General features: G+C 47.1%; 26 protein-coding genes. 9 read left to right on the top strand and 17 right to left on the bottom strand.

What is annotated here, in order from left to right:
• Window positions 1–29: 29 nt before the first annotated feature.
• Genes HP401_RS16660 through HP401_RS16650 form a run of 3 tightly spaced genes read right to left on the bottom strand, consistent with a single transcriptional unit; the run spans window position 30 to window position 3,643 of the window.
• Window positions 30–1,577, bottom strand: coding sequence for a YcdB/YcdC domain-containing protein (locus tag HP401_RS16660; protein WP_173605777.1), 1,548 nt, complete (start codon window positions 1,575–1,577; stop codon window positions 30–32).
• Window positions 1,561–2,142, bottom strand: coding sequence for an RNA polymerase sigma factor (locus HP401_RS16655; RefSeq protein ID WP_173605776.1), 582 nt, complete (start codon window positions 2,140–2,142; stop codon window positions 1,561–1,563). Before HP401_RS16655 ends, HP401_RS16660 begins: the two co-directional genes overlap by 17 nt.
• Window positions 2,117–3,643 (bottom strand): YcdB/YcdC domain-containing protein, encoded by a 1,527-nt coding sequence (locus HP401_RS16650; RefSeq protein ID WP_173605775.1) that lies wholly within the window; start codon window positions 3,641–3,643, stop codon window positions 2,117–2,119. Before HP401_RS16650 ends, HP401_RS16655 begins: the two co-directional genes overlap by 26 nt.
• Window positions 3,644–3,964: 321 nt before the next feature.
• Here HP401_RS16650 and HP401_RS16645 point away from each other — a divergent pair, with 321 nt between their 5' ends.
• Window positions 3,965–4,297, top strand: a complete 333-nt coding sequence (locus HP401_RS16645) for a hypothetical protein (protein WP_173605774.1) — start codon at window positions 3,965–3,967, stop codon at window positions 4,295–4,297.
• A gap of 73 nt (window positions 4,298–4,370) precedes the next feature.
• On the opposite strand, the gene HP401_RS16640 is transcribed toward HP401_RS16645, so the two are convergent.
• The 6 genes from HP401_RS16640 to HP401_RS16615 all read right to left on the bottom strand — a co-directional run bounded on the left by HP401_RS16640 (window position 4,371) and on the right by HP401_RS16615 (window position 10,844).
• The gene (locus tag HP401_RS16640; protein ID WP_012684695.1) at window positions 4,371–5,096 is read right to left on the bottom strand and encodes a DsbA family oxidoreductase; all 726 of its coding nucleotides are present in this window, start codon (window positions 5,094–5,096) and stop codon (window positions 4,371–4,373) included.
• 135 nt (window positions 5,097–5,231) lie between these two features.
• Entirely contained in the window at window positions 5,232–5,873 is a 642-nt protein-coding gene (locus HP401_RS16635; protein WP_173605773.1) for an ABC transporter ATP-binding protein, read from the bottom strand.
• Complete coding sequence (locus HP401_RS16630) at window positions 5,870–7,525, bottom strand: ABC transporter permease (protein ID WP_173605772.1); 1,656 nt, start codon at window positions 7,523–7,525, stop codon at window positions 5,870–5,872. Before HP401_RS16630 ends, HP401_RS16635 begins: the two co-directional genes overlap by 4 nt.
• Before the next feature lie 2 nt (window positions 7,526–7,527).
• Entirely contained in the window at window positions 7,528–8,616 is a 1,089-nt protein-coding gene (locus HP401_RS16625; protein WP_173605771.1) for a Fe(3+) ABC transporter substrate-binding protein, read from the bottom strand.
• A gap of 150 nt (window positions 8,617–8,766) precedes the next feature.
• Window positions 8,767–10,170, bottom strand: a complete 1,404-nt coding sequence (locus tag HP401_RS16620; protein WP_173605770.1) for a sensor histidine kinase — start codon at window positions 10,168–10,170, stop codon at window positions 8,767–8,769.
• Window positions 10,167–10,844, bottom strand: a complete 678-nt coding sequence (locus HP401_RS16615; protein WP_173605769.1) for a response regulator transcription factor — start codon at window positions 10,842–10,844, stop codon at window positions 10,167–10,169. Before HP401_RS16615 ends, HP401_RS16620 begins: the two co-directional genes overlap by 4 nt.
• 204 nt (window positions 10,845–11,048) lie before the next feature.
• Between HP401_RS16615 and HP401_RS16610 the strand changes: the two genes are divergently transcribed.
• Both HP401_RS16610 and HP401_RS16605 read left to right on the top strand, forming a co-directional pair.
• Window positions 11,049–11,348: a GNAT family N-acetyltransferase gene (locus HP401_RS16610; RefSeq protein WP_173605768.1), complete on the top strand. Its 300-nt coding sequence runs from the start codon at window positions 11,049–11,051 to the stop codon at window positions 11,346–11,348.
• A 63-nt stretch (window positions 11,349–11,411) separates the two neighbouring features.
• Complete coding sequence (locus HP401_RS16605; RefSeq protein WP_173605767.1) at window positions 11,412–11,948, top strand: superoxide dismutase family protein; 537 nt, start codon at window positions 11,412–11,414, stop codon at window positions 11,946–11,948.
• A gap of 62 nt (window positions 11,949–12,010) precedes the next feature.
• On the opposite strand, the gene HP401_RS16600 is transcribed toward HP401_RS16605, so the two are convergent.
• A complete protein-coding gene (locus HP401_RS16600; protein ID WP_173605766.1) occupies window positions 12,011–12,856 on the bottom strand; it encodes a 1,4-dihydroxy-6-naphtoate synthase in 846 nt (281 codons plus the stop codon).
• Window positions 12,853–13,515 (bottom strand): futalosine hydrolase, encoded by a 663-nt coding sequence (locus tag HP401_RS16595; RefSeq protein ID WP_173605765.1) that lies wholly within the window; start codon window positions 13,513–13,515, stop codon window positions 12,853–12,855. The genes HP401_RS16600 and HP401_RS16595 overlap by 4 nt, the downstream gene beginning before the upstream one ends.
• 149 nt (window positions 13,516–13,664) lie before the next feature.
• On the opposite strand from HP401_RS16595, the gene HP401_RS16590 reads away from it, so the two are divergent.
• The gene (locus HP401_RS16590) at window positions 13,665–14,450 is read left to right on the top strand and encodes a class I SAM-dependent methyltransferase (RefSeq protein WP_173605764.1); all 786 of its coding nucleotides are present in this window, start codon (window positions 13,665–13,667) and stop codon (window positions 14,448–14,450) included.
• Window positions 14,451–14,503: 53 nt separating this feature from the next.
• On the opposite strand, the gene HP401_RS16585 is transcribed toward HP401_RS16590, so the two are convergent.
• On the bottom strand, window positions 14,504–14,866 hold the full coding sequence (locus HP401_RS16585) for a VOC family protein (protein WP_173605763.1): 363 nt from the start codon (window positions 14,864–14,866) through the stop codon (window positions 14,504–14,506).
• Between the two features lie 206 nt (window positions 14,867–15,072).
• Here HP401_RS16585 and HP401_RS16580 point away from each other — a divergent pair, with 206 nt between their 5' ends.
• From HP401_RS16580 to eutH, 3 genes are all read left to right on the top strand, one after another.
• Window positions 15,073–15,672: a nitroreductase family protein gene (locus tag HP401_RS16580; protein ID WP_173605762.1), complete on the top strand. Its 600-nt coding sequence runs from the start codon at window positions 15,073–15,075 to the stop codon at window positions 15,670–15,672.
• Window positions 15,673–15,918: 246 nt separating this feature from the next.
• Window positions 15,919–16,119 (top strand): cold-shock protein, encoded by a 201-nt coding sequence (locus HP401_RS16575; protein ID WP_007725380.1) that lies wholly within the window; start codon window positions 15,919–15,921, stop codon window positions 16,117–16,119.
• Window positions 16,120–16,494: 375 nt separating this feature from the next.
• Window positions 16,495–17,766 (top strand): ethanolamine utilization protein EutH, encoded by a 1,272-nt coding sequence (gene eutH / locus HP401_RS16570; RefSeq protein ID WP_012684681.1) that lies wholly within the window; start codon window positions 16,495–16,497, stop codon window positions 17,764–17,766.
• A gap of 37 nt (window positions 17,767–17,803) precedes the next feature.
• Here the strand turns inward: eutH and HP401_RS16565 are convergent, their stop codons facing one another.
• Together HP401_RS16565 and HP401_RS16560 are read right to left on the bottom strand one after the other, a co-directional pair.
• A complete protein-coding gene (locus tag HP401_RS16565) occupies window positions 17,804–18,448 on the bottom strand; it encodes a DUF2625 domain-containing protein (protein WP_173605761.1) in 645 nt (214 codons plus the stop codon).
• Between the two features lie 88 nt (window positions 18,449–18,536).
• Window positions 18,537–19,025 carry an SRPBCC family protein gene (locus HP401_RS16560; RefSeq protein WP_012684679.1) on the bottom strand — a complete coding sequence of 163 codons (489 nt, stop codon included), beginning with the start codon at window positions 19,023–19,025 and terminating at the stop codon, window positions 18,537–18,539.
• Between the two features lie 242 nt (window positions 19,026–19,267).
• On the opposite strand from HP401_RS16560, the gene HP401_RS16555 reads away from it, so the two are divergent.
• The gene (locus HP401_RS16555) at window positions 19,268–20,149 is read left to right on the top strand and encodes a YitT family protein (RefSeq protein WP_041749263.1); all 882 of its coding nucleotides are present in this window, start codon (window positions 19,268–19,270) and stop codon (window positions 20,147–20,149) included.
• A 67-nt stretch (window positions 20,150–20,216) separates the two neighbouring features.
• On the opposite strand, the gene HP401_RS16550 is transcribed toward HP401_RS16555, so the two are convergent.
• Complete coding sequence (locus tag HP401_RS16550; RefSeq protein WP_173605760.1) at window positions 20,217–20,444, bottom strand: hypothetical protein; 228 nt, start codon at window positions 20,442–20,444, stop codon at window positions 20,217–20,219.
• Between the two features lie 142 nt (window positions 20,445–20,586).
• On the opposite strand from HP401_RS16550, the gene HP401_RS16545 reads away from it, so the two are divergent.
• A complete protein-coding gene (locus HP401_RS16545; RefSeq protein WP_173605759.1) occupies window positions 20,587–21,081 on the top strand; it encodes a GNAT family N-acetyltransferase in 495 nt (164 codons plus the stop codon).
• A 55-nt stretch (window positions 21,082–21,136) separates the two neighbouring features.
• Here the strand turns inward: HP401_RS16545 and HP401_RS16540 are convergent, their stop codons facing one another.
• Window positions 21,137–22,876, bottom strand: coding sequence for a sensor histidine kinase (locus HP401_RS16540; RefSeq protein WP_173605758.1), 1,740 nt, complete (start codon window positions 22,874–22,876; stop codon window positions 21,137–21,139).
• Window positions 22,873–23,589 (bottom strand): response regulator transcription factor, encoded by a 717-nt coding sequence (locus tag HP401_RS16535; RefSeq protein WP_173605757.1) that lies wholly within the window; start codon window positions 23,587–23,589, stop codon window positions 22,873–22,875. The genes HP401_RS16540 and HP401_RS16535 overlap by 4 nt, the downstream gene beginning before the upstream one ends.
• Window positions 23,590–23,669 lie beyond the last annotated feature (80 nt).

The following is a 23,669-nucleotide window of genomic DNA, read 5'->3' as shown; positions in this document are numbered from 1 at the left end:
TCTTTTCATGGAGGTTCGTTGCGGGCTTTTTAGTTGATGACCTTACCTGTCGTGGCTTCTATTGCCCATGGCTGTTCTGAATCCCGGCGGATTTGGTAAGCAAGCACTGGCTCCGCCCCTTTTTCTGCTGGCAAGTACACGAGTTCCAGCGGAGCATGTTGCACAAATTGATCAAGTGCCTCTTCCTTGGAGAGCGTTTTTGCTGTCTGATCAATCTGTATCCATGATAAATCCGAAAAGTTGCCCGTAAGCTCGGTAACAAGCCCGCTAGCCAGCTCGACCGACACTTTATAAGGATGCTCCATGACGGGAATCCCGTTGACCTTCGGAGCAAAGGTAAACTGAATGGTGCTAGGTAACTCTTGCGACGCTTCCAATGACAGCTCACGAACATCGGTGGGGAGGAATTTCTCCAGGTGGGCTATCGCCAGTGTTTGTGCCTGTTCGTAGGTCATTTCACGTTGGTTCTGACGTTCATTTGCAGCCATCCGTGAAAACCCGAGGAATGCTCCGTCATCTGTCGTCTCAACCGAAACACCGTTGCCCTGCCCACCGTTCCAAGAGTATGAAATACCACGCGAATTTACACCGATGAATGCTTTTTGTTCCACCTTTATGCCCAACTTGCGTTCAAGCAGCTCTGCCACTTCATTAGAAGTTTTCAGTATGAGTGGTTTTCCTTGTCCCGAAACAGCAACGGACTTTTTCTCTGCTCTCGCTTGGCTGATCAGCGTGCCTGTTTTCGCGTTCACATAAACATCTGATGCTACTACATATTGAAGCCCTAGTTGTTTCTTTCCTGCATAAACGAGGCGAAGCGTACCCCCCAGCTGTTGGGCGGCCTTCTTCTTGTCGATCGTCCCGTCCCGATTGGCAGACTGAGATGCTCCCCCACTATCTTCGAAATCAGGGTAAAGAAACAAGGTCATTTCCCCTGTTTTTGGGGAGATACGGACCGTCGCGCTATTCTCCTGAAGAGGAATGCCATTGATGATTTTGCGAAAAGCTACTTCTCCTGTTGCCAAATTCGAGTGAATATAATCTACTTCAAACTGTTTGCTCTGTGCTCCCAGCTTCTTTTGCAAATAAGCCTCTGCCTGATGTTCCAATGGTGATTTCTCTCGTGTTGTTGTGGGTTGGCTCCTATCTGTTGAGTTCGTTGCAGACTCCTTGGCTACGGACTGCGGCTGTGAAGCATCATGTGTAACCGTTTGGTTCTGAACGATTTTGTTGTCTACTTTTTGGGTAGCTTCCTGCTCCTGCTGTGGCTTGGCCATGCTTTCAACTGGCAGAGAAGGCGTAGCTGATATGGCGGCTGGAGGTGAGATCGTTGTTTGCCTATCAACAGATGGCTTCAGCGGTGAATCATAGCTCAGCCAAACACCCATGAATACGGCTGCTGCAAGGGAACCTGCTCCGGCGACAACCCGCTTGATCTTCGTTGCTTGCTGCTTTCGATACGCCTCACGAATGAGCCTTTCCTTGCCCATCTGCTTCCACACTTGACGAGGTGGGATGCTCTCCTGCCTGACTTGCTTCAGTAATTCGATCACGTGGTTTTCATCTGGCAAACTCATTGGCAATCCTCTCCTCGCAAGCGTTGCCGAGTATTTTCTGCAACGCCTTTAGTCCCCTGTGACAGTCCACTCTCACTTTTGTCTCCGGAAACCCCAAAATCTCGGCTGTTTCCTTGACGCTGTACTCCTTTATGTATCGTAAAATCACAATGATACGCTGATCGGGCTTTAGCTTTTGCAAAGCCCGTTGAATACTATGCATCTCTTCTTTTGTGGCAAACTCCTCTTCTGGAAGACCCTCCGTAGACTTCATGAGGGCCAACCAGTTGTCTGAGAACAAACGCTGCCACTTTTGCTTGCGATAATGATCAATCGCGACATGCTTGGCGATGGAAAAAAGCCATGTCTTCATTGCGACTCGACCATCATACCTCGGCAGTATTTTTAATAGTCGTGAAAATACTTCCTGCACCATGTCTTCTGCATCTTCTTGTCTACCAGTAAAGTAGAGCAAGAAGTAGTAGATGTCATCATAGTGAGCCTCGTAAATAACTCCGATTCGTTCCGTTAACTCCCCAGACAACAAGCTTCCCCCTTTCTTACTCAGATTCTCCCTCTTCTCCATAGGTATAGAACTCCCCGGTTAGCGCATCGATTTCTTCGTTAGAAACGAGTGGTGAAATATAAACGAGCTCGGCGATGTTGTTATTTTCCTCATCCAAGGAGTAATACAGCTTCATTGGATATTTTTTAAGAAACTTCTTAGCTGCTTCTTCTTTTGTCATGGCGTTCTTGATATCCGGCAGTTTGATCGTTTGAGAGACTCTCCAATCTAGTAGAGTCGCTTTTCCGGTGACTGCATCTACGTGCGCCTGTCGAAGCATACCATCTACCGGATACCCCCGATGAAGCATGGTGAAATCAAATTTGAACAAATTTTGATCGGGCTCATATCGATTAGCAGTGATGACCATTTCTTTATCGGTGAGAGGAAGGAACTCGGACATGGCTTCCACGGCTGCTTTTAGCGCCTGCTCTTCGCTCAGCTTTTTGTCTGCCGCACTTTTCCGTTTTGTATCCAATACTTGATAATTCGTTACCTTTCCTGTCTTGGTTTCGAAGAAGATATTGGCGATGACCTCTTCCTCCGTCATCCACAAATAGTTGGTGATTCCGGTTTTCGGATGGCTTTCTTCCTGAAAAGTTGCACGCCCTTTTGTGGGATTGTATCCTGTCTGCGCTGCCAAGAAAGCTGCTGCCTCCTCTTTTGACTTGATGATCGTTTGCTTCGCTTTTGGTTGGAACTGGATGATTTTGTCGTTTTGTTTGGCGGACAGCTCAGCTCCGCGGCTCGCATTAATTCCCTCGTGAGAAGGAGCGTACAAGAACCTGTAGCTTTGCCCATCTGCACTTCGTCCGTAGTAAGGCTTCATAGCAGATGCAAACATCGCTTCAACCTTTTCTTTTGGATGAACCTTATTGGGATCAGCGAATTGAATTTTGCTGATGTCCTGTTCCATTTCCACTGGCTCTGCATACCCGTCGCCTCTTGCCAGATGCTGAATTTGTCCTTCGCTATTGATGGCGAAATTCAGTGTGTCATTGCGGAACGGAATCCCATTTACCCTTTTGCGAAACAAAATGGAAGAATTCCGATTGGAGGCTTCCTCGTCCAACTGATAGTCCGCCATACCCTCGCCATACCATTGCTTCATGAACTCCGTTGCCCTTTTCTTCGCATCTTCTAAGGGATAGGTGGAGGAGAAACCTCCTTTGCCTATGATGTGACTAAAAAATTTAACTTCACCTGAATCTTGATCGACATGCAAGATCACAAAGGGAGCTTTCTTTTCCTTCGTTTGATACTTTTTCACTTCAATCCGGGATGTTTCTGCGTTCATCTCCAATTCGGTGATTGGATAGTTCTTTAGATAAGGCACAATTTGAACGAGTCTCTCAACAGACTTTTCGATTTTCCTGATCAGCTTCTCATCGATAGCTCCATCACCTTTGCTCTCCCCCTGAACCGTTACACTCGATTCTTTTGCCGCCATAGAACTGATCGGTGTCGTCACAGTCAGACTCGCTGTCATGATTGCCAATACGCTTTTCGTCCATTTATTCACGGTTCGTTCATTCCTCACTCTTTTTGGATAGTGATGCTAGGGCCCCAGCTATTTTTCACTCTGTCCATTATTCGAATGAGTTCCCTTTTTGTTTCAGGGGGAAAGAAAATTTTCCCAACGAAATTAGACTGTAACGAGTTGGTAGAGCCCACCAAAGAAACGGAGCAGATAGTGAGACCTGAAAGGGGATTATAATTATCCATTTAATAACAAATCATGAGCCATATGGAAATAGGCGTGTTATACCGACAACTTTGGGCACCCAGGGCATATGATGACCAGTAGAAACAAGGCACAAGGCGACTACGGGAGGTAACTAATATGAACCTGACATTAAATCGACTCAGTCTGACGAATGTGGATGACTCTGCTGGTGGGTGGCAATATGAAGGTGGTAAAGTGTTTGAGGGAAATAACCATGTAGCCAATTACGCGAGTATGAAGCGCACCGTGCATCAGGGAACTGAAGCGCAGAATACGGCAATGCTCACATTGACACTTTTCTTTTTTGGTCTCGAGAATATTACTCTACAAGGAAGTCATGACTTCAGCTCTGGCAAGCAAATTGGAAGCGTTAGCGCTGCTTCATCCCTATTTGCTTCTAATATTGGTAAACAGTTCACAGTATTAGGAAATAATCTCGTTATTCAGTGATCTCAAGCGATGAGAAAAGCCGATTCCCCTTCATTTCAGGAGGATCGGCTTTTCTCTTAGGTTTTCGTGTTGCTTATATTTTGCAGGAGCCATCTGCGCAATTGTCGCCGGATTGCTCGTCTTTTTTCTCGTCGTTCTGTACGAATTTCAGAGCAGGAGTTGCGCTTTCTTCTTCCCACACCTGGTTCAATGCGCCCAAAAAGACTTCACCAGGCTGCGCGCCAGAGACTGCATATTTGTTGTTAATGACAAAGAACGGTACACCCGTGACACCCAAATCGTTGCCTCTTTGTTTGTCCTCCTGTACTTGCTCTCTGTATTCGTCTCCTGCCAGCATGGCGAGCGTCGCTTCCTTGTCCAAGCCCACCTCAGAAGCAAGCTGTGCTAGCACCTCGTGGTCACCGAGATGGAGCGATTCCGTAAAGTACGCCTTCAGCATTCGCTCCTTCATTTCCTTCATTTTTCCATGAGCATGGGCAAAGTGCGTCAAGCGATGTGCATCGAATGTATTGGTCGGAATCATCGTGTCAAAATGATAGTCGAGACCGACGCCTTTTGCCATTTGGGTAACTTGGTCATTCATCCCCTTCGCCTGTTCGAGCGGAATGCTATACTTGGCTGCCAGTACTTCATGCATGTCCATATCGGTATCGCGTTCCATCTGCGGGTCGAGCTGGAAGCTGCGATATACGACCTCTACTTGATCCTTATGCGGAAATTGAGACAGCGCTCCTTCCAGACGGCGCTTTCCGATATAGCAAAACGGGCAGGCAAAATCAGACCAAATTTCAATTTTCATGTTCCATCCTCCTCTATTTGAACGGAGCTGACTAATAGACAGCAGACCGCACACTGCAAAATTCGTCGTATGCACATTATACAACAACGTACGGTACGACTATGCACTTTGGAGGTTGAAAGCTGCACATTTCCCTTAGCGAGTCATGCGAATGATGCGATCACAAATCGTTTCCGCATCTGCTTTGTCATGCGTGACTAGGATCGAAGTCATCTTGGCAGCTCGCAGCATTTGCTTCAAGTCATCGCGTATTTTCGTTTTCAGCTCGGCATCCAGATTACTGAACGGCTCATCCATCAACAAGATAGCCGGTCTAGGTGCCAGCGCACGCGCAAATGCGACACGCTGCTGCTGTCCCCCGCTCAGCTCATGTGGATATCGCTTGCCATAGCCTTCGAGCTGCACGAGCGCCAGGATCTCTTTCAATCGAACTATACGCTCTGCTTTGGACAATCGATGCAGACCGAACAAGATGTTTTGCTCGACAGTCAAATGCGGGAAAAGCGCATAATCCTGAAAAATCATGCCGATCCCGCGTTGCTCTGGCTCCACAAACTGCCCCTGATCGACCAACACCTTTCCATCGATCTGGATGCGTCCGCTCTTCGGGGACTCCAGTCCGGCTATTAAGCGAAGCAATGTACTTTTTCCGCAACCGCTATTCCCGAGCAGCCCGACTACTTCCCCCTGCTCCATCTGCAAGGAAAAATCCCGGATAACGCTGCCGTTCCCGCTTTCATAGCCAAACGTCAGGTTTTTCACTTCAAAAAAAGTCATTTTGCCTGTCTCTCTCCTAACCAGTGATAGAAAATAACGGAGACGATCCCCACTGCAATGATACAGAGCGAAGGAATCGCGGCCTGATGAATTTGTTCATCGCTCGCATATTGATAAGCTTTGGTCGCCAGCGTCTCGAAGTTATAGGGACGAAGGAGCAAGGTAAGCGGCAATTCCTTCACGATTTCCATGAACACCAAGATAAAACCAGTGAACACAGCCCCTTTGATTAATGGCAAATCCACCTTGAAAAAGGTTCGTGTCATGCTCATCCCGAGCATACGTGCCGCTTCTGAATAACGGTTTCCCGTCTTCTCAAACCCCGCTTCGACTGCATTGAATCCGACAGCAAGGAAGCGGATGATGTAGGCAAACGTCAGCATGAACAAGGACATGCTGAGTACCAGCTTGTTGGCGCCTAAGCCCAGCCAGCTATAGAAGGAACTCAGTTCTTTATCTACGGACATCATCACCGCCATCACCCCGATGGACAAGACTGCGCCCGGAATGGAATAGCCCATGGAAATCAAGCGCGTCAGTGCCACAGCGAATATCGAGCCTCGGGAGAATCGGATGACATTCGCTACAGTTACGGCGAGCAGCATCAAGATGGTGATTGAGATACAGGAGATGAACAGCGTATTGCTCAAGAGCTTCCAGAAGGTCTCATTTAACACTTCCCCATACGTCCACGTCGCCCAGACAATCAACTGCCCAACAGGGATCACAAATGAAAATGTAACAATAACCAGTCCGAAGATTACAGCAGCGAACATCGGGATTCCGCGCAATTTTCTGCGTGTGAGCGGCGTGCTCCTGTTCGTAGGCGAGCTGTATTTTTTCCGCTTACGCACGAGTCGCTCAACGATAGAGATCCCGATAATCAAGGTCATAAGCCAGGCGGACAAACGAATGGCCGATTCTACGTCATACATGCCAAACCACGTCTTGAAAATCGCCGCTGTAAAAGACTGAATCCCAAAATGCTTCGTCACTCCAAAATCATTGAGCACTTCAAATGCCACCAGACTCGCGCCACCCACAATAGCTGCCTGTGACATAGGCAGGACGATACGAAAAAAGATATGCGCTTGGTTTTTTCCGAGCAATCTGGCATTTTCAATGAACACCGCACTCTGTTTTTCAAGAAAGGTTTTCGTAATCAAATAGACGTACGGGAACAAAAACAGCGTAAATATAAAAATAGCGCCCTTCATCGACATGATGTCAAAGTAGCGTTGATCGAGCGTCAACCCGAATGTTTCACGTAAAGTCGTCTGAATGCTCCCCGTGTAGCTGAGCATGGAGCCGTACGTGTATGCAGCGATATAGGGAGGAATCGCCAGCGGCAGTACAAAAGCAAATGAAAAGAAGCGACGCAATGGAAAATCGTAAGCAGCGACCAGCCAAGCCAAGGTCACACCTACGATGATCGTACAGGCTCCGGTACCGAGCACGAGCCATAGCGACTGCAGCGCGTAATCCAGCAACATATACTCTTGAATATGCTGCCAGTTTTCATTCTGTTTTTGAAAGAGTCCGAAAAAAATATAAAGAGACGGGAGAAGGGCCAAAAAGGCCCCTATCACGCTCAGCGTTACCCACCCGTTCAGTTTTCGTCTCAGGCTTCTACGCAAAAGTGCTCCCGTCATGCTTATTTCCAACCTGCTTGATTTAGCAGTTCTACCGCTTTTTTGTTATACTCGCCGAGCTTAGCAAAGTCGAGCTTTTGTGTTTTGAATTCTCCCCACTCTTTCAAAAGAGCAGGCTTGTCAGCCTCTGCATTGACAGGGAACTCGTAGCTTCCGTTTGTCAGCATCGTTTGAGCCTCTTTCCCTGTGACGAACTCCATCAATTTCACGGCATTGTCCTTGTTTTTCGCGTGCTTGGTCAAACCAATACCACTGATGTTCAAGTGTGTGCCTGTCGTTTCTTGGTTCGGGAAGAAAACGCCGATGTTTTGCGCGACTTTTACTTCCTCTGTATCTTTAGAATTCAGCATTTGTCCAACATAATAGGTGTTCATGATCGCAACGTCACCGACTTTGGCAACGACAGCTTTTGCCTGATCACGGTCTCCACCTTCAGGCTTGCGCGCGAAGTTGTTTACCAGACCCTTTGCCCAATCCAAAGCAGCCTGCTCGCCATTCAGCTCTATAAAAGAAGCAACGAGTGACTGGTTGTACAGATTGGAAGAAGAGCGTACCAATACTTTGCCTTTCCATTTATCTGTAGCCAAATCTTCATACGTAGACAGCTGCTCTGGCTTCACGCGATCCTTTGCATAGACGATTACACGCGCACGGGTAGCCATACCGATCCATTGATTGTCAGGATCGCGCAGCTCTTTCGGTACGTTTTTCTCTACTTCAGCAGATTGAATCGGTTGCAGAACGCCATTTTGCTTCGCGTAGTTCAGAACACCACCGTCAACCGTGATGAACAAATCCGCTTCGGAGCTCTCTCCTTCACGCTTCAAACGCTCAACCAGCTCTTCTGCTGTACCCTTCACTTCGTTTACCTTGATGCCTGTTTGCTTCGTGAATTCTGCGAACAGTTTGCTATCAATATCGTAATGGCGCGCAGTAAATACGTTGACGACTTGCTCTGTAGCAGCCGGCTCTTGTGCCTTTGGCGCTTCTGTTTGCGGCTGGGCAGTATTCGCACCGTTTCCGCATGCAGCAAGTATTGGCAGCGTCAGCATCGTACTCAGCATGACCGCCAGCATCGATTTTTTTCTCATTTTGATTCTCCCTCTCTATCGCACTGATTATTGATAATGAATATCATTGCCAATTGACAAGGCTTATTGTAACGAACAAAAATGAGAAAATGCTGTGAAAATAAAAAAACATCCCCAATTATTTTTAGCGAGATGTGGATCGGTTGAAATTCACTGACGAAGCGGCACAAAAACAGTCACAGTCGTGCCTTTCTGCTCCACACTCTGAATCGTTATACTTCCGTTGTAACGTGCCAGCAATCGTTTGGCGATGGCAAGCCCGAGTCCATACCCGCTCTCCCCGCTATTTCTTGCTTTGTCTACCCGATACAATCGGTCCAAGACATACGGCAAGTCCCGCTCGGGTATGCCGATTCCTTCATCAATGATTTCCATACAGGCAACCTTTTCTTGCACCTTGGCCCTCACGCAGATTCTCCTGCTCTCCCCGGAATACTTGACCGCATTATCCAATAGGATCAGTAGCACTTGCTCCAGGTGTTCTTCCGATATGGCTAAGGTTTCTCCGCCCAAAGGACCAAGCTCTTGCTCAATTGTAAATGTCGGCTGAATCATGGCAAATTTCTTGACCATGTGACAGACGGCTCGATCCGGATCATGGAGCGCAACATCCTCTTCTACCTCCACATGCTCCGCTCTCGTCAAAACGAGTAGCTCCTGCACCAGTCCTTTTAGTCTGGCGAGCTCTTGAACAGATGTCTGCAAGGATTCCTCCAAAACAGCCGGATCATTTTTGCCCCAGCGCCGGAGCATTCCCAGATGCCCTTCGATAATCGCGATCGGCGTCCGCAGCTCATGTGAGGCATCTTCGACGAATTGTCTCTGCTGCAAAAAGGAACGCTCCACCTGATCCATCATTTTATTGAACATTTTCATCAAGGTCGCAATCTCATCCTGATTATCATGAAACTGCACACGTTCATGGAATCCTTTTTGCCGGACGTTGCTCATCGTTTCATTCATCGATTGCAGGGGCCTAAGTAACTGCCTCGCGAGCAATCTTCCACCCAGACCGCTTATGATCACAGCGGTCAAGCACCCGATTGCCATGACCTGAAAGAGCGCACCACTCAACTGCTCAAACTCTTTCATATTCTTCAGAATCATCACTGTCCCGTTAAATTGAAAGATCGTAAGTGGACTGCTCATGATCAACAGGTCACCACGCACTTCTTGGGTCTGGGTGCGAATCGACTGAACAGGTGGAAGCGGTGGCAGTGTGATATCTTGGAAATTTTCCGATACGACAACAATCGGTTTACCCTCTTCGTCCAGAATGCGAATCATCTGGTTTCGTTGATTAATTTTCTCCAAGAAGCTGCGCAGCTCTGTGAGGTCCTCGCCCTCAAAAGATTGCTCTTTTTCCAGCGCGTAGTTGAGGAATTCTCGCATGGTCTGTTGCACAACCTGCTGTTCCTGATTAAACATCCACTTCTCTACAAAAAAATATTGAAAGCTATTATAGCCAATGAATACAAGAAAAAGCAGAAGCGACGACCAGAGTGTCAGCTTCCATTTGATCGGGAGCTGTAAAAATCTCGATGGTCCTCTCATTTTCGCATCACATAGCCAATCCCGCGTACAGTCGAGATATAGCTGTCCTCATTGGGGGAATCGATTTTATTGCGCAAATATCGAACGTACACATCGACAACATTAGTCTCGACAGCCGCCTCGAATCCCCACACGGTATCGAGCAGCACGTCACGAGGCAGGACTCGATTGATGTTTTTCATGAACGTCACGAGCAAATCATACTCTCTTTTGGTCAACTCAACAGGTTGATTATTTTTGGTTACGATACGTCCCTCTATTTGGACCACCAGCCCTCGGTGGGCAAGCATGGTTCGGGGGACATTCTCCTGTTCTTCCTGACGTCGAAACACAACGCGAATACGTGCCAACAGCTCCTCGATCGCGAAGGGCTTCGGAATATAATCATCAGCCCCACTGTCCAAGCCAAAGACGCGGTCCGTAATACTGTCTCTGGCTGTCAGCATAATAATCGGCGTCTTTTTCACGCTGCGGATTTTTTGACAAACCGCAATACCATCAAGCCCCGGAAGCATGACGTCCAATAATATGACATCCCATTCTTCCTGTAAAGCGAGCTCGAGTCCTTTATGTCCATCATGCGCGACTGTAATCGCAAACGATTCGTAGCTAAGCTCCAGTTCAATAAATCGGGCCATATTGATCTCATCTTCTATCAGCAGCACTCTTTTCACGTTTTGCCCACCCTTTTTCCCATGCTGGGGAATTCCACCTGATTGTAGATGAAAATAATTATCAGCGTCAATGTTCACGCGGGAAAAGGAACTTCCACTTCGTTTGGTAAATACTTACTTATGCTCATGTAGAACTTTTTAAAAGGAAGTGGATTCACGTGTACCTCGTGAAAGGAAACCAACAATTGGCAGGGCAGCTTCTCCATGATAAAAGTGACGGATGTTTGCAGGAGTTGTCGCAGACAATCATCCCGGGTTACTTTGGGTAGATCATCTCGACAGTCGACTCATGCTATCGGCGTTGAAACACTAGAGCCTTATCGTCAAAAAGGCTTGTCTAGTACACTGGCTTATCCATTGAAAAATCGGCTTCATCAGGAAGCAGCCACTGTGTGGTGGGACTGTATGGATTCGAATATCGCTTCGCAAAAAACGGCTGAAAAGGCTGGACTGCATCTCTCGCATCGTTATGAAATCGCTTGGTTTTCCTACCCAGCCCAGTAACCATCCGCCCACCACTTACATAAGATATGTCAAACTGGTTCATGAAGTAAGGTGGTGTATAGGATGCACGGATATCAGCCTTATGAATACCCCTATGAATATGACTTGCAAGCCGTGTCCTCACAACATGGACGGAGAACGGGACAATCTTTTGCCGAAATTCAGGGTGGTCCACTGGCACCGGATCTGCACGGCTACATTGTGTTTACCGATGTCCCCTACGGCACCGACGTATTCGTGGAAGTCAGTGGCCTCCCCGCTTTCCAGCCGGCCACTGGCAATCAGCCGCAAATTGGGCCATTTGGTTTTCATTTGCATGAGCATGGCGTCTGCACGGTAGGAAATCCGAAAGATCCCTTTACGGCTGCAGGCAGTCATTGGAACCCTACACAACAACCACATGGCAACCATGTCGGTGACTTCCCCGTACTGTTTTCCAATGACGGCTATGCACGAATGACTTTTTTCACAAACAAAATCAGTGCAGCCGATGTGGTCGGTAGAAGCGTGATCATCCATCAAAGTCCGGATGATTTCCATTCACAACCGGCAGGAAATAGCGGAAAACGCCTGGCATGTGGGTTGATCTACGCTGGATAAGCTTCACTCGAACAAAAAAAGGGGGCAACCCTGTAAGCTGCCCCCTCGTATTATTGAATTAGCTATCGCCGTAATGTCGACAAATCAAATGCTGGTACAAGCCCTTCCTCGGCTGCACGACCGAGCAACGCCTCTACAGCTGCATAACCATCATTTCCTAAATTTCTCGTAAACTCATTTACGTACAAATTAATATGCGCTTGCGCTACCTCCGGAGATAGCTCTTGAGCATGGGACATGACATATTCTTGTGATGCGGTCGGATTCGCCCATGCATATTCCACAGAGGAGCGCGTCCAATTGGTCAGAGCCTCGATATCCATTGATTTTTTCGCGATGATGGCACCCAGTGGAATTGGCAAACTGGTATCAGATTCCCACCAGTTGCCCAAGTCAGTCATAAGCGACAGCCCGTAGTTTTGATACGTAAAACGCGCCTCGTGGATCACGAGTCCTGCATCGATCTTGCCGTCACGTACAGCAGGCATAATCTCATGAAACGGCATGACGACGATCTCCCCTACACCACCTGGGACATTTTGTGCAGCCCAGAGCCGGAACAGTAAATAAGCTGTGGAGCGCTCACTTGGAACCGCTACACGTTTGTTGGACAGGCGTGCTGGATCGTTCACACTCTCGCCAGAATTTCCTTGGGTCAAAACGAGTGGCCCGCATCCTCTACCCAGTGCACCGCCGCAAGGGAGCAACGAGTAATTGTCCATCACCCATGGCAATGCCGCATAGGAGATTTTCATTACTTCAGGGCCTTCTCCCTGTGCAGCAAGTGTATTCGTAATATCGATATCTGCGTACATAATATCGAGCTTTGGCGCTCCCGGAATCAAATCATGTGCCCAGGCATGAAAAACAAAAGTGTCATTCGGACATGGTGAAAATGCAATTTTCATGATAGTACCTCCCGTAGTACAGAGCTTCCCTTTTCTAGAGATTCCAACGCATCTTTTATCCGCCAAGCAGATTTATCCCGCGGTCCAATTGCATTCGATACCGTGCGAATTTCCAGAACAGGTCGTCTGGCAGCCTGGGCAGCAGTCGCAACGCCATACCCCTCCATCGCTTCAGCTAGCGCGTCTGGCATCCGCTGCGCCAAAGCAGCCGCTGTTTCCGCTGTTCCCGTCACGGTGGATAGTGTAAGGACGATGCCTTTTTTGGCAACCAAGCCTGCCGCTTTCATCGAATTGGTCAGTTGTTCCACCAACTCCTGGTCAACACTTACTTTCGCTGATCCAAATCCCAGCTCGTCCACACTGCAAAAGCCCTCAGGGGTTTCTGCCCCTAAATCTGCACAAATAATCTCTGTCGCGACAACCAGTGACCCAATCTCTGCTTGCCCTACGAATCCACCGCATATTCCTGCACAAATGACCAGATCGTAATCCGCGCAAGCAAGCTCTCTAGCTGTACTCGCTGCGGCTGCTGCGGGCCCTACTCCCCCAGCGATGACAGTGAATCGCTCATCTCCTTGAATGCCGCGCATCACTGCATCCCGTTCTGCGCCAACGGAGGTCACGACCAGAATGCTTCTATATTGTTGTGACAAAATCATTTGCTCTGTCTCCTTTCAACCGCTTTCCACTTTCCACGTTATCGCTACTTTTCGTTCGTGTAAAGCCGTTTAAAGAGTTTGTCAAAAGGCAGGAAAATACTTACAATGAATCCTGTTGTGCATTTTCGCTAGATGAGAGGTGACCGATCATGCTTTATCCACCGAATCCGAACACCCATCCTGACTGGCTCTCCCCCCACTCTTTGGCCTGGTACACGCAGTTGAGCAAAATGACTGGTGAATACGTATACCCATGGCGCTCTACCATTACGGAACCGAATGGCGAGTCGCTTTTTATGGAAGAAATTAGTCGACTGGTTCCGAATCAATCCGTTCTCGACATCGGCTGCGGGCACGGTGCATTCACACTGCACTGGAGCCGTTCTGCCAAAGAAATCGTCGGCTTGGATGTGACAGAACACTTTGTGCAAAAGGCCCGTATGCAAACACCCGAAAACGTCTCCTTCGTTGTTACCAATACAAAATATACCCTCCCCTTCCATGACGATACGTTCGATTGCGCCTACAATCGCAAGGGACCTACCTCCGCCTATCCAGATATAGCACGTGTCGTTAAAAGAGGAGGCTCGTTCATCGGATTACATCCGGGTGATCAGTTGTCTGCCGAATTATTCGAATGGTTTCCTCATTTATTTGGTTCACGTCCAGCAGACACTCCGATCCTGCAAAATCTGCAGGAGAGACTCAGACAAGCTACTTTCCAGCGAGTGGATATTCAGACGGTGCTTGCCACCGAGTATTTTCAGACCCCACTTGATGTCATTCGTATGCGTTGCTTCGGGCAAAGTCCCACTATTCTCACGTCCGCCATCGAAGAACACATGGACAGTGTTCTGCCGATTTTTGACCATTATGCGACTTCTGACGGTCTTCCCACTACGCATATGTATTACCTCGTTCGGGCGATTGTTTAATTCGTCTTATTAAAAAACCTCCAGCCGTATTTGGCCAGAGGTCGTCACTACCCTTATCCTTTTAGCAAAAAGCTGTTGCCGTCTTCATCCTGAAAAGTCGCATAGGTCCCCCATTGCATCTTGTTCAGTTCTCCTTGAAAAACAACGCCGTTCGCCCGCATCGTTTCGTACGTCTTTTCAACTTCTGTACATTCAAAAACGATCGAGGCTTTTTGTTCCTGCCAGTTGCTCATCATACTTTTCGGATAGAGCACCAAAGCAGTCTGGGCACCTGCTGGTCCTACCTCCAGCCAACTGCTGTTTGGTCCCATCGGGTGCTCTTGCTTGACCTCAAATCCAATCTTCTCTGTCCAGAACACTTTTGCGCGTTGCTGATCTTCTACGTAAACAGCTACCGTTGCCATTTTGGTAATCATAATATCCTCCTTACTAATTCGAGCATTTATCATCCCATTTTAACCGAAAAAAAGTTTACTTATCGCTATCAGCAAACCCAAATCTTGACAATAGTTACACGCAATTTTATATTTAATTACGAAATGTAAGAAACAAAGCATTGAATAAGCTTCTCCCTTTCAATGCATCATGTTAGTGTAAAAACAAGTTGCAGGAGGAATGCAAAGTGGGTAAGGATTTTATTGCAGCCGTAAAAGACAGAAGAACGTACTATGGAATCAGCAAGGAAAACGTTGTATCTGATGACCGTATTAAAGAAATCGTGCAGGAAGCAGTAAAGTACACCCCATCGGCATTCAACTCCCAAAGCGCTCGCGTTGTTGTCCTCTTGGGTGCGGAGCACGATAAGCTGTGGAACATTACCAAAGAAACACTGCGTAAAATCGTTCCCGCTGAAAATTTCGGAGCCACGGAAGAAAAAATGAACGCCTTCGGTAGCGGCTACGGCACTGTTCTTTTCTTTGAAGACCAAAGCGTCGTCCAAAACCTCATGCAGCAATTCGAAGCGTACAAAGATAATTTCCCGATTTGGTCCGAGCAATCTTCCGGAATGCTTCAGTATGTTGTGTGGACTGCGTTGGAAACCGAGGGCTTCGGTGCTTCCTTGCAGCATTACAATCCACTCATCGATGAAGCAGTCCAACAAACGTGGAAGATCCCTAACGAATGGAAGCTGAGAGCACAAATGCCTTTTGGCAAACCAACCGCTCAACCAGGCGAAAAACAATTCCAACCGTTGGATGAGAGAGTGAAGTTCTTTTCCTAAGTAACTTTTGTTCCATGTCTGTAATGGACGGCTCAGAATTTCCTATTTGGGCCGTCCTTTCGTGTATTGAGCGATTGCTTTCCTCTGTCGTCTGTGATAGTATTAGCTTAAACAAAAGATTCTTATTTAAAGCGTTCACATATTGTAAAGGGTTTACACTTATGTTTGAACCTTTTACAATGTGTGAATTTTATTTTATATAAATAAAAGTTACATATTCATTTTATTTTGTTGGAGGTAACACCCATGCAAACAGGTACAGTTAAATGGTTCAACGCAGAAAAAGGTTATGGCTTCATCGCAGTTGAAGGCGGAAACGATGTATTCGTTCACTTCAGCGCAATCCAAGGCGACGGTTTCAAAACCCTCGAAGAAGGCCAACGCGTAGAATTCAACGTAGTTGAAGGCAACCGTGGTCCACAAGCTGAGAACGTAACAAAACTGTAAATTACACATAAAGCTGCCCTTGCGAATAACAAGGGTGGCTTTTTTTTCCACATCTTTTTCCTCACATAATTCGTTCTTTGTTCCTAATGGGCAGTTGACATTAGCCATGCCTCCCCATATAATCTCTTTATAATGCAGAGTAAAGCAACGGCGCTTTCTAGCATAAAATATTCAGAATGTACACAAAGGAATAAACGCGACATGTATTTTCCGTTTATTTTTAACGAGCTATGAAAGCGGTTCCAGCTGGCTGTTATTACCATTACCTGTAAACAAGTTCATAAAAGTAAGCAAAGGCGCTTAGGGTATCACTCATTTATTTAATGAGATCCTAAGTGCTTTTATTGTTTACATCCGCAAAAAGGTGGGATATCCATGGAGCACATTGGAAGCGTCATTATTTACATCATCATGTTATGTGCAGTAATTGGTGCCATTGCCGCGATCCGCAACAGCGATGAGGGTCTCGGTAAGGAGTTCATGGAAGGGATTCACTCAACAGGTTACATCTTCGTTCCTGCCGCCGGTATTATGGCGTCCCTCCCGTACATCTCTTGGTTCGTAGAAAAAGCGGTATCACCCATCTTTAACAAAATTGGAGCAGATCCTGCAATTGCGGCAACTGCGATTCTCGCATCTGACATGGGTGGCTATCAGTTGGCAAACCTCCTGAAGACCTCCACAGAAGGTTGGATTATGGCGATGATCGTCGGTCTGATGGCCGGTGCTACGATTGTGTTCTCCATCCCTATGGGACTTGCTATGTTGGACAAGCGCGATCATAAATACATGGCGCTTGGCGTAATGTCCGGTATTTTGACAGTTCCGATCGGTGCTTTTATCTCCAGTGCCATTCTCGTTTTGACAAATGCAGAGGTTCGCAATGAAATCTCGACGAACGCTGAATCGACTTATGCTTTTGCCATTGGCTTCGGACAGGTACTGTTGAACCTTTCACCAATTTTGTTCTTCGTATTAGCGATTGCTGCTGGTCTGCGCTTCCTGCCAGACTTGATGATTAAAGGCTTCATGATTTTCGGAAAGACAATGGATGCAGCTATCAAGCTCGTACTCGTTTTCTCGATCGTGCAACACTTTACTGGTATCTTCACAAAGATTTTCGGAGCTTGGGGCTTCGATCCGATCATCGCAGATCCAACCGACCAATATCGTGCGTTGGAGACCGCTGGTTACATCGGTATCATGCTCGCAGGTGCGTTCCCAATGGTTTACATGCTGCGTAAATATGCAGCGAAGCCACTCGAAGTATTGGGTAATAAGCTTGGCATGAGCCCTTCTGGTAGTGCAGGCTTGCTCGCAACGAGCGCAAACATCCTGGCGATGTTCCGTCTCATTCGTTCCATGCCGCCTAAAGACAAGGTTATCAACATTTCCTTCGGGGTTTGTTCCGCTTTCTTGCTAGGTGACCACTTGTCCTTCTCGGCAAACTTCCAACCAAACATTATCTTGCCGGTCATGCTCGGTAAATTGGGTGCAGGTATTATCGGGATTGCTTTTGCTTACTGGCTCTCCGTACCGAAAGCCCTTGAACTGGAAAAACAAGATCGTGCTGCTGGAATTATCGGACCAGATGAGTATCTGGATACTCACAACGCTCAAGCTGAAGTTGCAGCAACCAAACAATAAAAGTAAAAGAGCGGTCCTTCGTGGGCCGCTCTTTCCTTTACACACCGTTCTTGCTCATCTCCCACATTTCCGATGCAGGTACCGGCTTTTTGGAGCACCCATCCATCGTTAATTCACGAGCTTCTTTTGACCACAAAAAAGGATAGATTGCGAACATTTCATTGCCTTTTAGCTCGGAAACGTCCTTCTCCCAATCCGTCCAGAAAAATGTCTTATAAAACGTATGGATGTCCCCGGTCATTGCCCAGTGCAAAAAGTCGGTATAGCCAATTTCAAGATCCTCCCACGCAAGACTGTCCGGAGCGAAATACCATATACCGCCTACCGAATCCGGAAACATTCCACCATTGATCGCAAAGAATCCCCCTATGACATCGTCTGCTACCAGCAGCATCCCGTTCAAGGCACATTGCTGATTCCAAGAAGTGATGGAACGCGGCAAATGAGGATGGCCAGACCCTAGAATCCTTAGCCAGCCTTGGTGAATCAGAATCCCGCCTGTTTCAAAAGCAACAGCACCTAGCGTTGACCTCGTCGTCACTTGTAAATCAACAAGCTGTTTTTTCCCTTTCTCCAGTTCAGCTGGAAGAAGAGTAATTTTCCGCTCTGATGCTGACTGCCATTTTTTTATTTCATCCATTGCTGAATCCTTTTCGCAGTACAATTCCTCGAAGCTTTTCATTTCAGTCTCCACCACCGATTTCCGCCAATCTCGCCAAAACAAACAATAGTATGGAAGCTGTCCGCCGTGACGGATGAATCATCTACATCTACCCTTGATGGGCAGCAGCCTGCGGAGAGCAGCACAGATCCCCTTTGCCCGATTCAAGTGCAGACTTCAGGCTCCCCAATACATGAGACCAAGCCATTTCGTGCCAACCCCGAGCCTTTTCCCACTCCTCTCCCTCTTTCCAACCGAAATGCTCGACCAACACTTGCGTTTTCCCCGCTGTTTCAGACAAGGTGACAAGCACATATGTCAAAGCATCCTCGTGATTCATGGTATCTGCGAATTCATCTGGTCCCTTCCATGTAAAGCCCAGGCGCTCCTTCGGTTCAAAATGGGTAATGATGCAACCTTTCGTCCCCATCTGGTCGCGATTGGCTGGGTTGAAGTACAATTCATAGGCTCCGCCCAGGTACGGCTCAATCGTTGCATCAGGCGCAAACCACTGAACTAGCCGTTCCTTTCGTGTCCATGCCCACCAAACCAGCTCTATAGATGATGATACTTCTATCTCCGCTTTCAAGAAACCCATGGAACATCCCCCTAACTATTTTCCTAACAGTTTGAAAATAGCAATTTCTGTATAACCAGTCAATACGGTACACTCTCTATCCTCAACATTCACGACCGAACGAGATTTTAAGCGTATGAATGAGTCTGAACAAGTCTGAATGGATTATTTTTTACTAAAAAGTGTAATTATGCAGTAATCGCATCAGAATGAATGCTATAATAGCTGAGTAAGTAAAAAATTTCACAATGGGGAGAGGAACGATGGAACAACCACTTGCTAAATCGGCTCATCAGAAATTACCCATTGGAAAATTGCTCAAGAGGGTCTTCGGTATCCTGATTGGTGCTTCCCTGTTTTCGGTAGCGCTCGAGATTTTTCTCGTACCGAACAATATTATCGACGGTGGAATCGTAGGTATCTCGATTATTACCTCGCATCTGTCTGGAATCCCTCTTGGCGTTTTCCTGTTTGTGCTTAACCTGCCCTTCTTGATCATAGGGTACAAGCAAATCGGAAAAACGTTTGCACTCTCAACCCTCTTCGGGGTTACGATCATGTCAGTTGGAACGACATTCCTTCACGAAGTCAAAGGGCTAACGGATGATCCCTTGCTTGCAGCTGTTTTTGGCGGCATACTTCTCGGGATTGGTGTAGGACTCGTTCTCCGTTATGGAGGCTCTCTGGACGGTACAGAGATCGTCGCTGTACTGCTTAACAAGAAATCTCCATTCTCCGTTGGTGAGATCGTAATGTTCATGAACTTATTCATTTTGAGCAGTGCCGGATTTGTATTCGGTTGGGATCGCGCGATGTACTCGCTGATCGCCTATTACATTGCATTCAAAATGATCGATCTGACCATCGAAGGCTTCCAGGAGTCGAAAGCCGTATGGATTATTAGCGACAATCACAAGGATTTGGGAGATGCGATTGTTGCTCGTCTGGGCCGTGGCGTTACCTATTTGAATGGTGAGGGCGGCTATACCGGAGACGATAAGAAAGTGATTTTCTGCATCATTACGCGTTTGGAAGAAGCCAAGCTGAAGCTGATCGTGGAAGAAGTGGACCCGAATGCCTTCCTGGCTGTCGGCAATATTCACGATGTGCGCGGTGGGCAGTTTAAGAAGAACGCGATTCATTAAAGGGAAAAAAGTGTACCCTATAGAGTGGGCGTTGGGGAACGTCTGTCTATAGGGTATTTTTTGTATGTTAATAATTTATCGTAATATTTTCAAAGACTTTCTTTTGTCTATCTGAATTATTGTTTGTTAAAGTTAACATCTCAGCATGGGTAAGATTACGTAATGTTCCCTCATATACAACATTTTCAAAAGTATCACTCGTTGTATAACTGCCTTTTGTACTTTCATCAATAAACATTAATTCTTCATCTTTCACAAAAATCGATGTTTGATTTCCGTTGAAACTAATAAACAAATCCTGTTTTTCTCCGTCACCATTCCGAACGATAATTTATTGTTTTTTCTTGCATGAATCAAACACCTTCTCTTTCAATAATGCTAGAATTCAAAATAAAGTACGATACTCCTATATCTCAAGAAAAAAGGAGGTTTTCTCGGTGAATCAAGCATTCTCGATAGAACGAGTTCCTTTTGAACAGAAGCACGCTCTCAAGCAACTGTTGGAGCTGTATACGTACGACTTCACTGAGTTTGAGCCTTTTGAAGTAGATGTCGACGGCTTGTTTGGCTACGACTACTTTGAAAAGTATTGGGTTGAACCAGAGCGCCATCCCTTTTTCATCAAGGTTAATGGTAAGCTCGCTGGTTTTGTCCTCGTCCGCATGCTCACAAGCCCTGATGCAAATTTGCCATCGGTCCACTCCATTGCTGAATTTTTTATCATGAAACGCTACCGTCGGCTGGGGATTGGAAAAGCGGTCTCCCATCAAATCTTCAAAATGTTCCCGGGTGCTTGGGAAGTCTTTCAATTGGAAAACAACGTGCCTGCCATCGGCTTTTGGCGGGCGAGCATCTGCGATTACACTGCCAATCACTATGAAGAGCGTCAAGCGGATGGCAAAGTCATACAAACGTTCATCTCGAGACCATAGTAGAAAAAAACCAAGGGACAACGCAAATCCCTTGGCTTTTTTTCATGAAAACGAACTAGCTGATAACCGCAGGAAAGGTCATCACGACAACCGTTCCGCTACCCAGCTTACTGTCCACCGTAATCTCTCCCCCGTGCGCCAAAACGAGCTGCTTGGCTATCGCCATACCCAGCCCCGTCCCACTGGTATTCTCTCCTGTATGCCCACCTCGATAGTATCTTTCGAACAGATTGGCCAGTGTCGTTTCATCCATGCCTGGACCATTATCCGCGATTTTGACCACAAACTGATCGGCTGCAATCGATTGTACCTCTACAAGCACATGTGTACCTGCCGGGGTATACTTGATCGCGTTTGTCAAAATGTTGACGATGATGCGGCGAAACCAGATTGGATCGACCTCGGCCGTTATCGATGGGACATTCGCCGAAAATTCGATATCATGCAAAGACGAGCTCGGATCGTTCACCATATCCACCACAATCCTGCGAATGGTTTCTACGATCGCGACAGGTTGTTTGACCATCGGCAAAGCTTGATTCTTGAGTCGATAGGTCAAATTCAAATCTTCAATCAGCCCGTTCATGTAGTCTGACTTTTCCCGAATCGTTTTCCCAAATTCGCTGACTTCTTTTCTATCCCACTCATACTGTTCCGACTCTAAAAAGGTAGCATAACCGTAAATCGAGCTCAGCGGTGTCTTGAGATCATGGGATAGCCCTGTAATCCATTCCTCTCGCGTCTGCTCGATCTCTTGCTGAAGCTTTTCGTTGGAGCGCAAGGTTTCACTCAGATGCCGGAGAGCGTCAAATACATCCTTGAAAACACGAAATGACTTCTTTTCCTTCCCTCGCCAATTCCTTCCGATTGGTTTCCCCTTTTTTCCGATCGGCTCCTCATAGCGGCCTTGAGCCAGTCTTTCCAGCCAATTCACCATATGCAAGAGCGGCTTGCCTACCCGCCACGCATACCAGCTACCTGCAAATAAAACGACAAGGATCAAAAGAATACCGATCTGAAGGAACGTTTCCTTGACCATGGCATCCTCAGACGTTTCTTGGACACCAGACTGATAGGTTGGATTCGGTGTGCCCACTACGTAGGTCAAGTCGCTCTTCGTGTCATATCGACTGGTGATGCGGACAGGAACATTTTTGGTGGTCTCGCTGTTCTGAAGAGCCTCCGTCATGTCTAACTGGGCAGTAGCGTTCGGGTGATTCCATTGATGGATGAGCTTCCCCGTACGATCGTATACCAAGTACCATGCCTTTTCTTGGGAAAAGCTTTCGTTCAACTCGTCCCATGTCTCCTTGCTCGTTCCCGTTTTTTTTGCGATCAGGCGCTGCATCATTTCCTTTTCGGGAGCGGGTGTTCCATAGAGGATGATCATGTTTTCGTCAGATTGGTTTATAACCCAGTGCGTGACGTGATAGCGAGAAGCGTCACGGTCTTCTACATAACTAATCCACTCTCCTGGCCGGAATTGACTGGGAACATCAGCAGGTGTCCGATAGTTGTACAGTATTTTTCCGTGCTTGTCGATAATCTGCAACCAGCCTTGATGTCTCGCCACGCTCTTCTCAATTTCCGGATCGACGCGGATTCGCTTCCCCTCATACTCTATCTTCAATGTCAAATCGGATGCATCCAGCCGGGACAAATCGCTGGACAACTGCTCGTTCATAATGCGCCAGCCTAACCCCAGCATCGCAAAAATTAGAAATAGCAGCAAGACGAGGAGAAAGCCGAACAGTTGCCGGACATATTGAAAAATCAGCTTGTTCCGCAAATTCATGACTGTCTTGCCGGACTAACCAGCTTGTAGCCCAGCCCCCTCACTGTGACCAAGAGCTTTGGCTGTCCCGGATTTTCTTCTATGCGCTGACGCAGCTTGTGAATGTGCACCATGACTGTATTTTCATCAAACATCCCGTACTCGTCTTCCCATACATGATCGTAAATTTGTTCTTTCGTAAATACCCGGTTCGGATTCTGGCAGAAAAAGACGAGCAATGAAAATACTTGCGCCGGGCAATCCACTCGCTCTCCGTTCACGAACAGCTCGGCTGCCTCCACATTTACTTGAAAACGTCCAAAATCATAGCGCTTTTCTTCCTGCGATGGAGGAGATCCCCCCAAAGTTCTGCGCAGATGAGCCTTCATCCGGGCAACGACCTCTAGTGGATGAAATGGCTTCGTTATGTAATCATCCGCTCCATAGGCAAATCCGCTTAATTTATCAAAATCGGTACCTTTTGCTGTCAGAAAAAAAATCGGTGCCTTCGTTCGCTGTCGCACTGCTCCGCACAGCTCAAATCCACTTTTATCAGGCAGCATGACATCTAGAATCAACAAGTCGTATGTCTTCTCTTCCACGAGACGAATCGCCTCTGCTGCTGTCGTGCATGTATCGATCTGGACAAAGCCTTCCTTTTTCAGCACCGTTTGGAGCATCTGCAAAATCGCTTCTTCATCATCTACCAGCAAGATTCTTGCTTCTTTCTCCATTCCCGTTCCCTCCCTTGCTGTCATACATTCTACCATGATAAACGGCGCCAACAAAAAAGATAAGGAAATGGTAAGGTAGT

Source organism: Brevibacillus sp. HB2.2 (assembly GCF_013284275.1).
In the GTDB taxonomy this organism is placed as follows: domain Bacteria; phylum Bacillota; class Bacilli; order Brevibacillales; family Brevibacillaceae; genus Brevibacillus; species Brevibacillus brevis_D.
The sequence above is the reverse complement of the archived record's forward strand: the minus strand, read 5'-3'. Positions and strand labels throughout refer to the sequence as shown.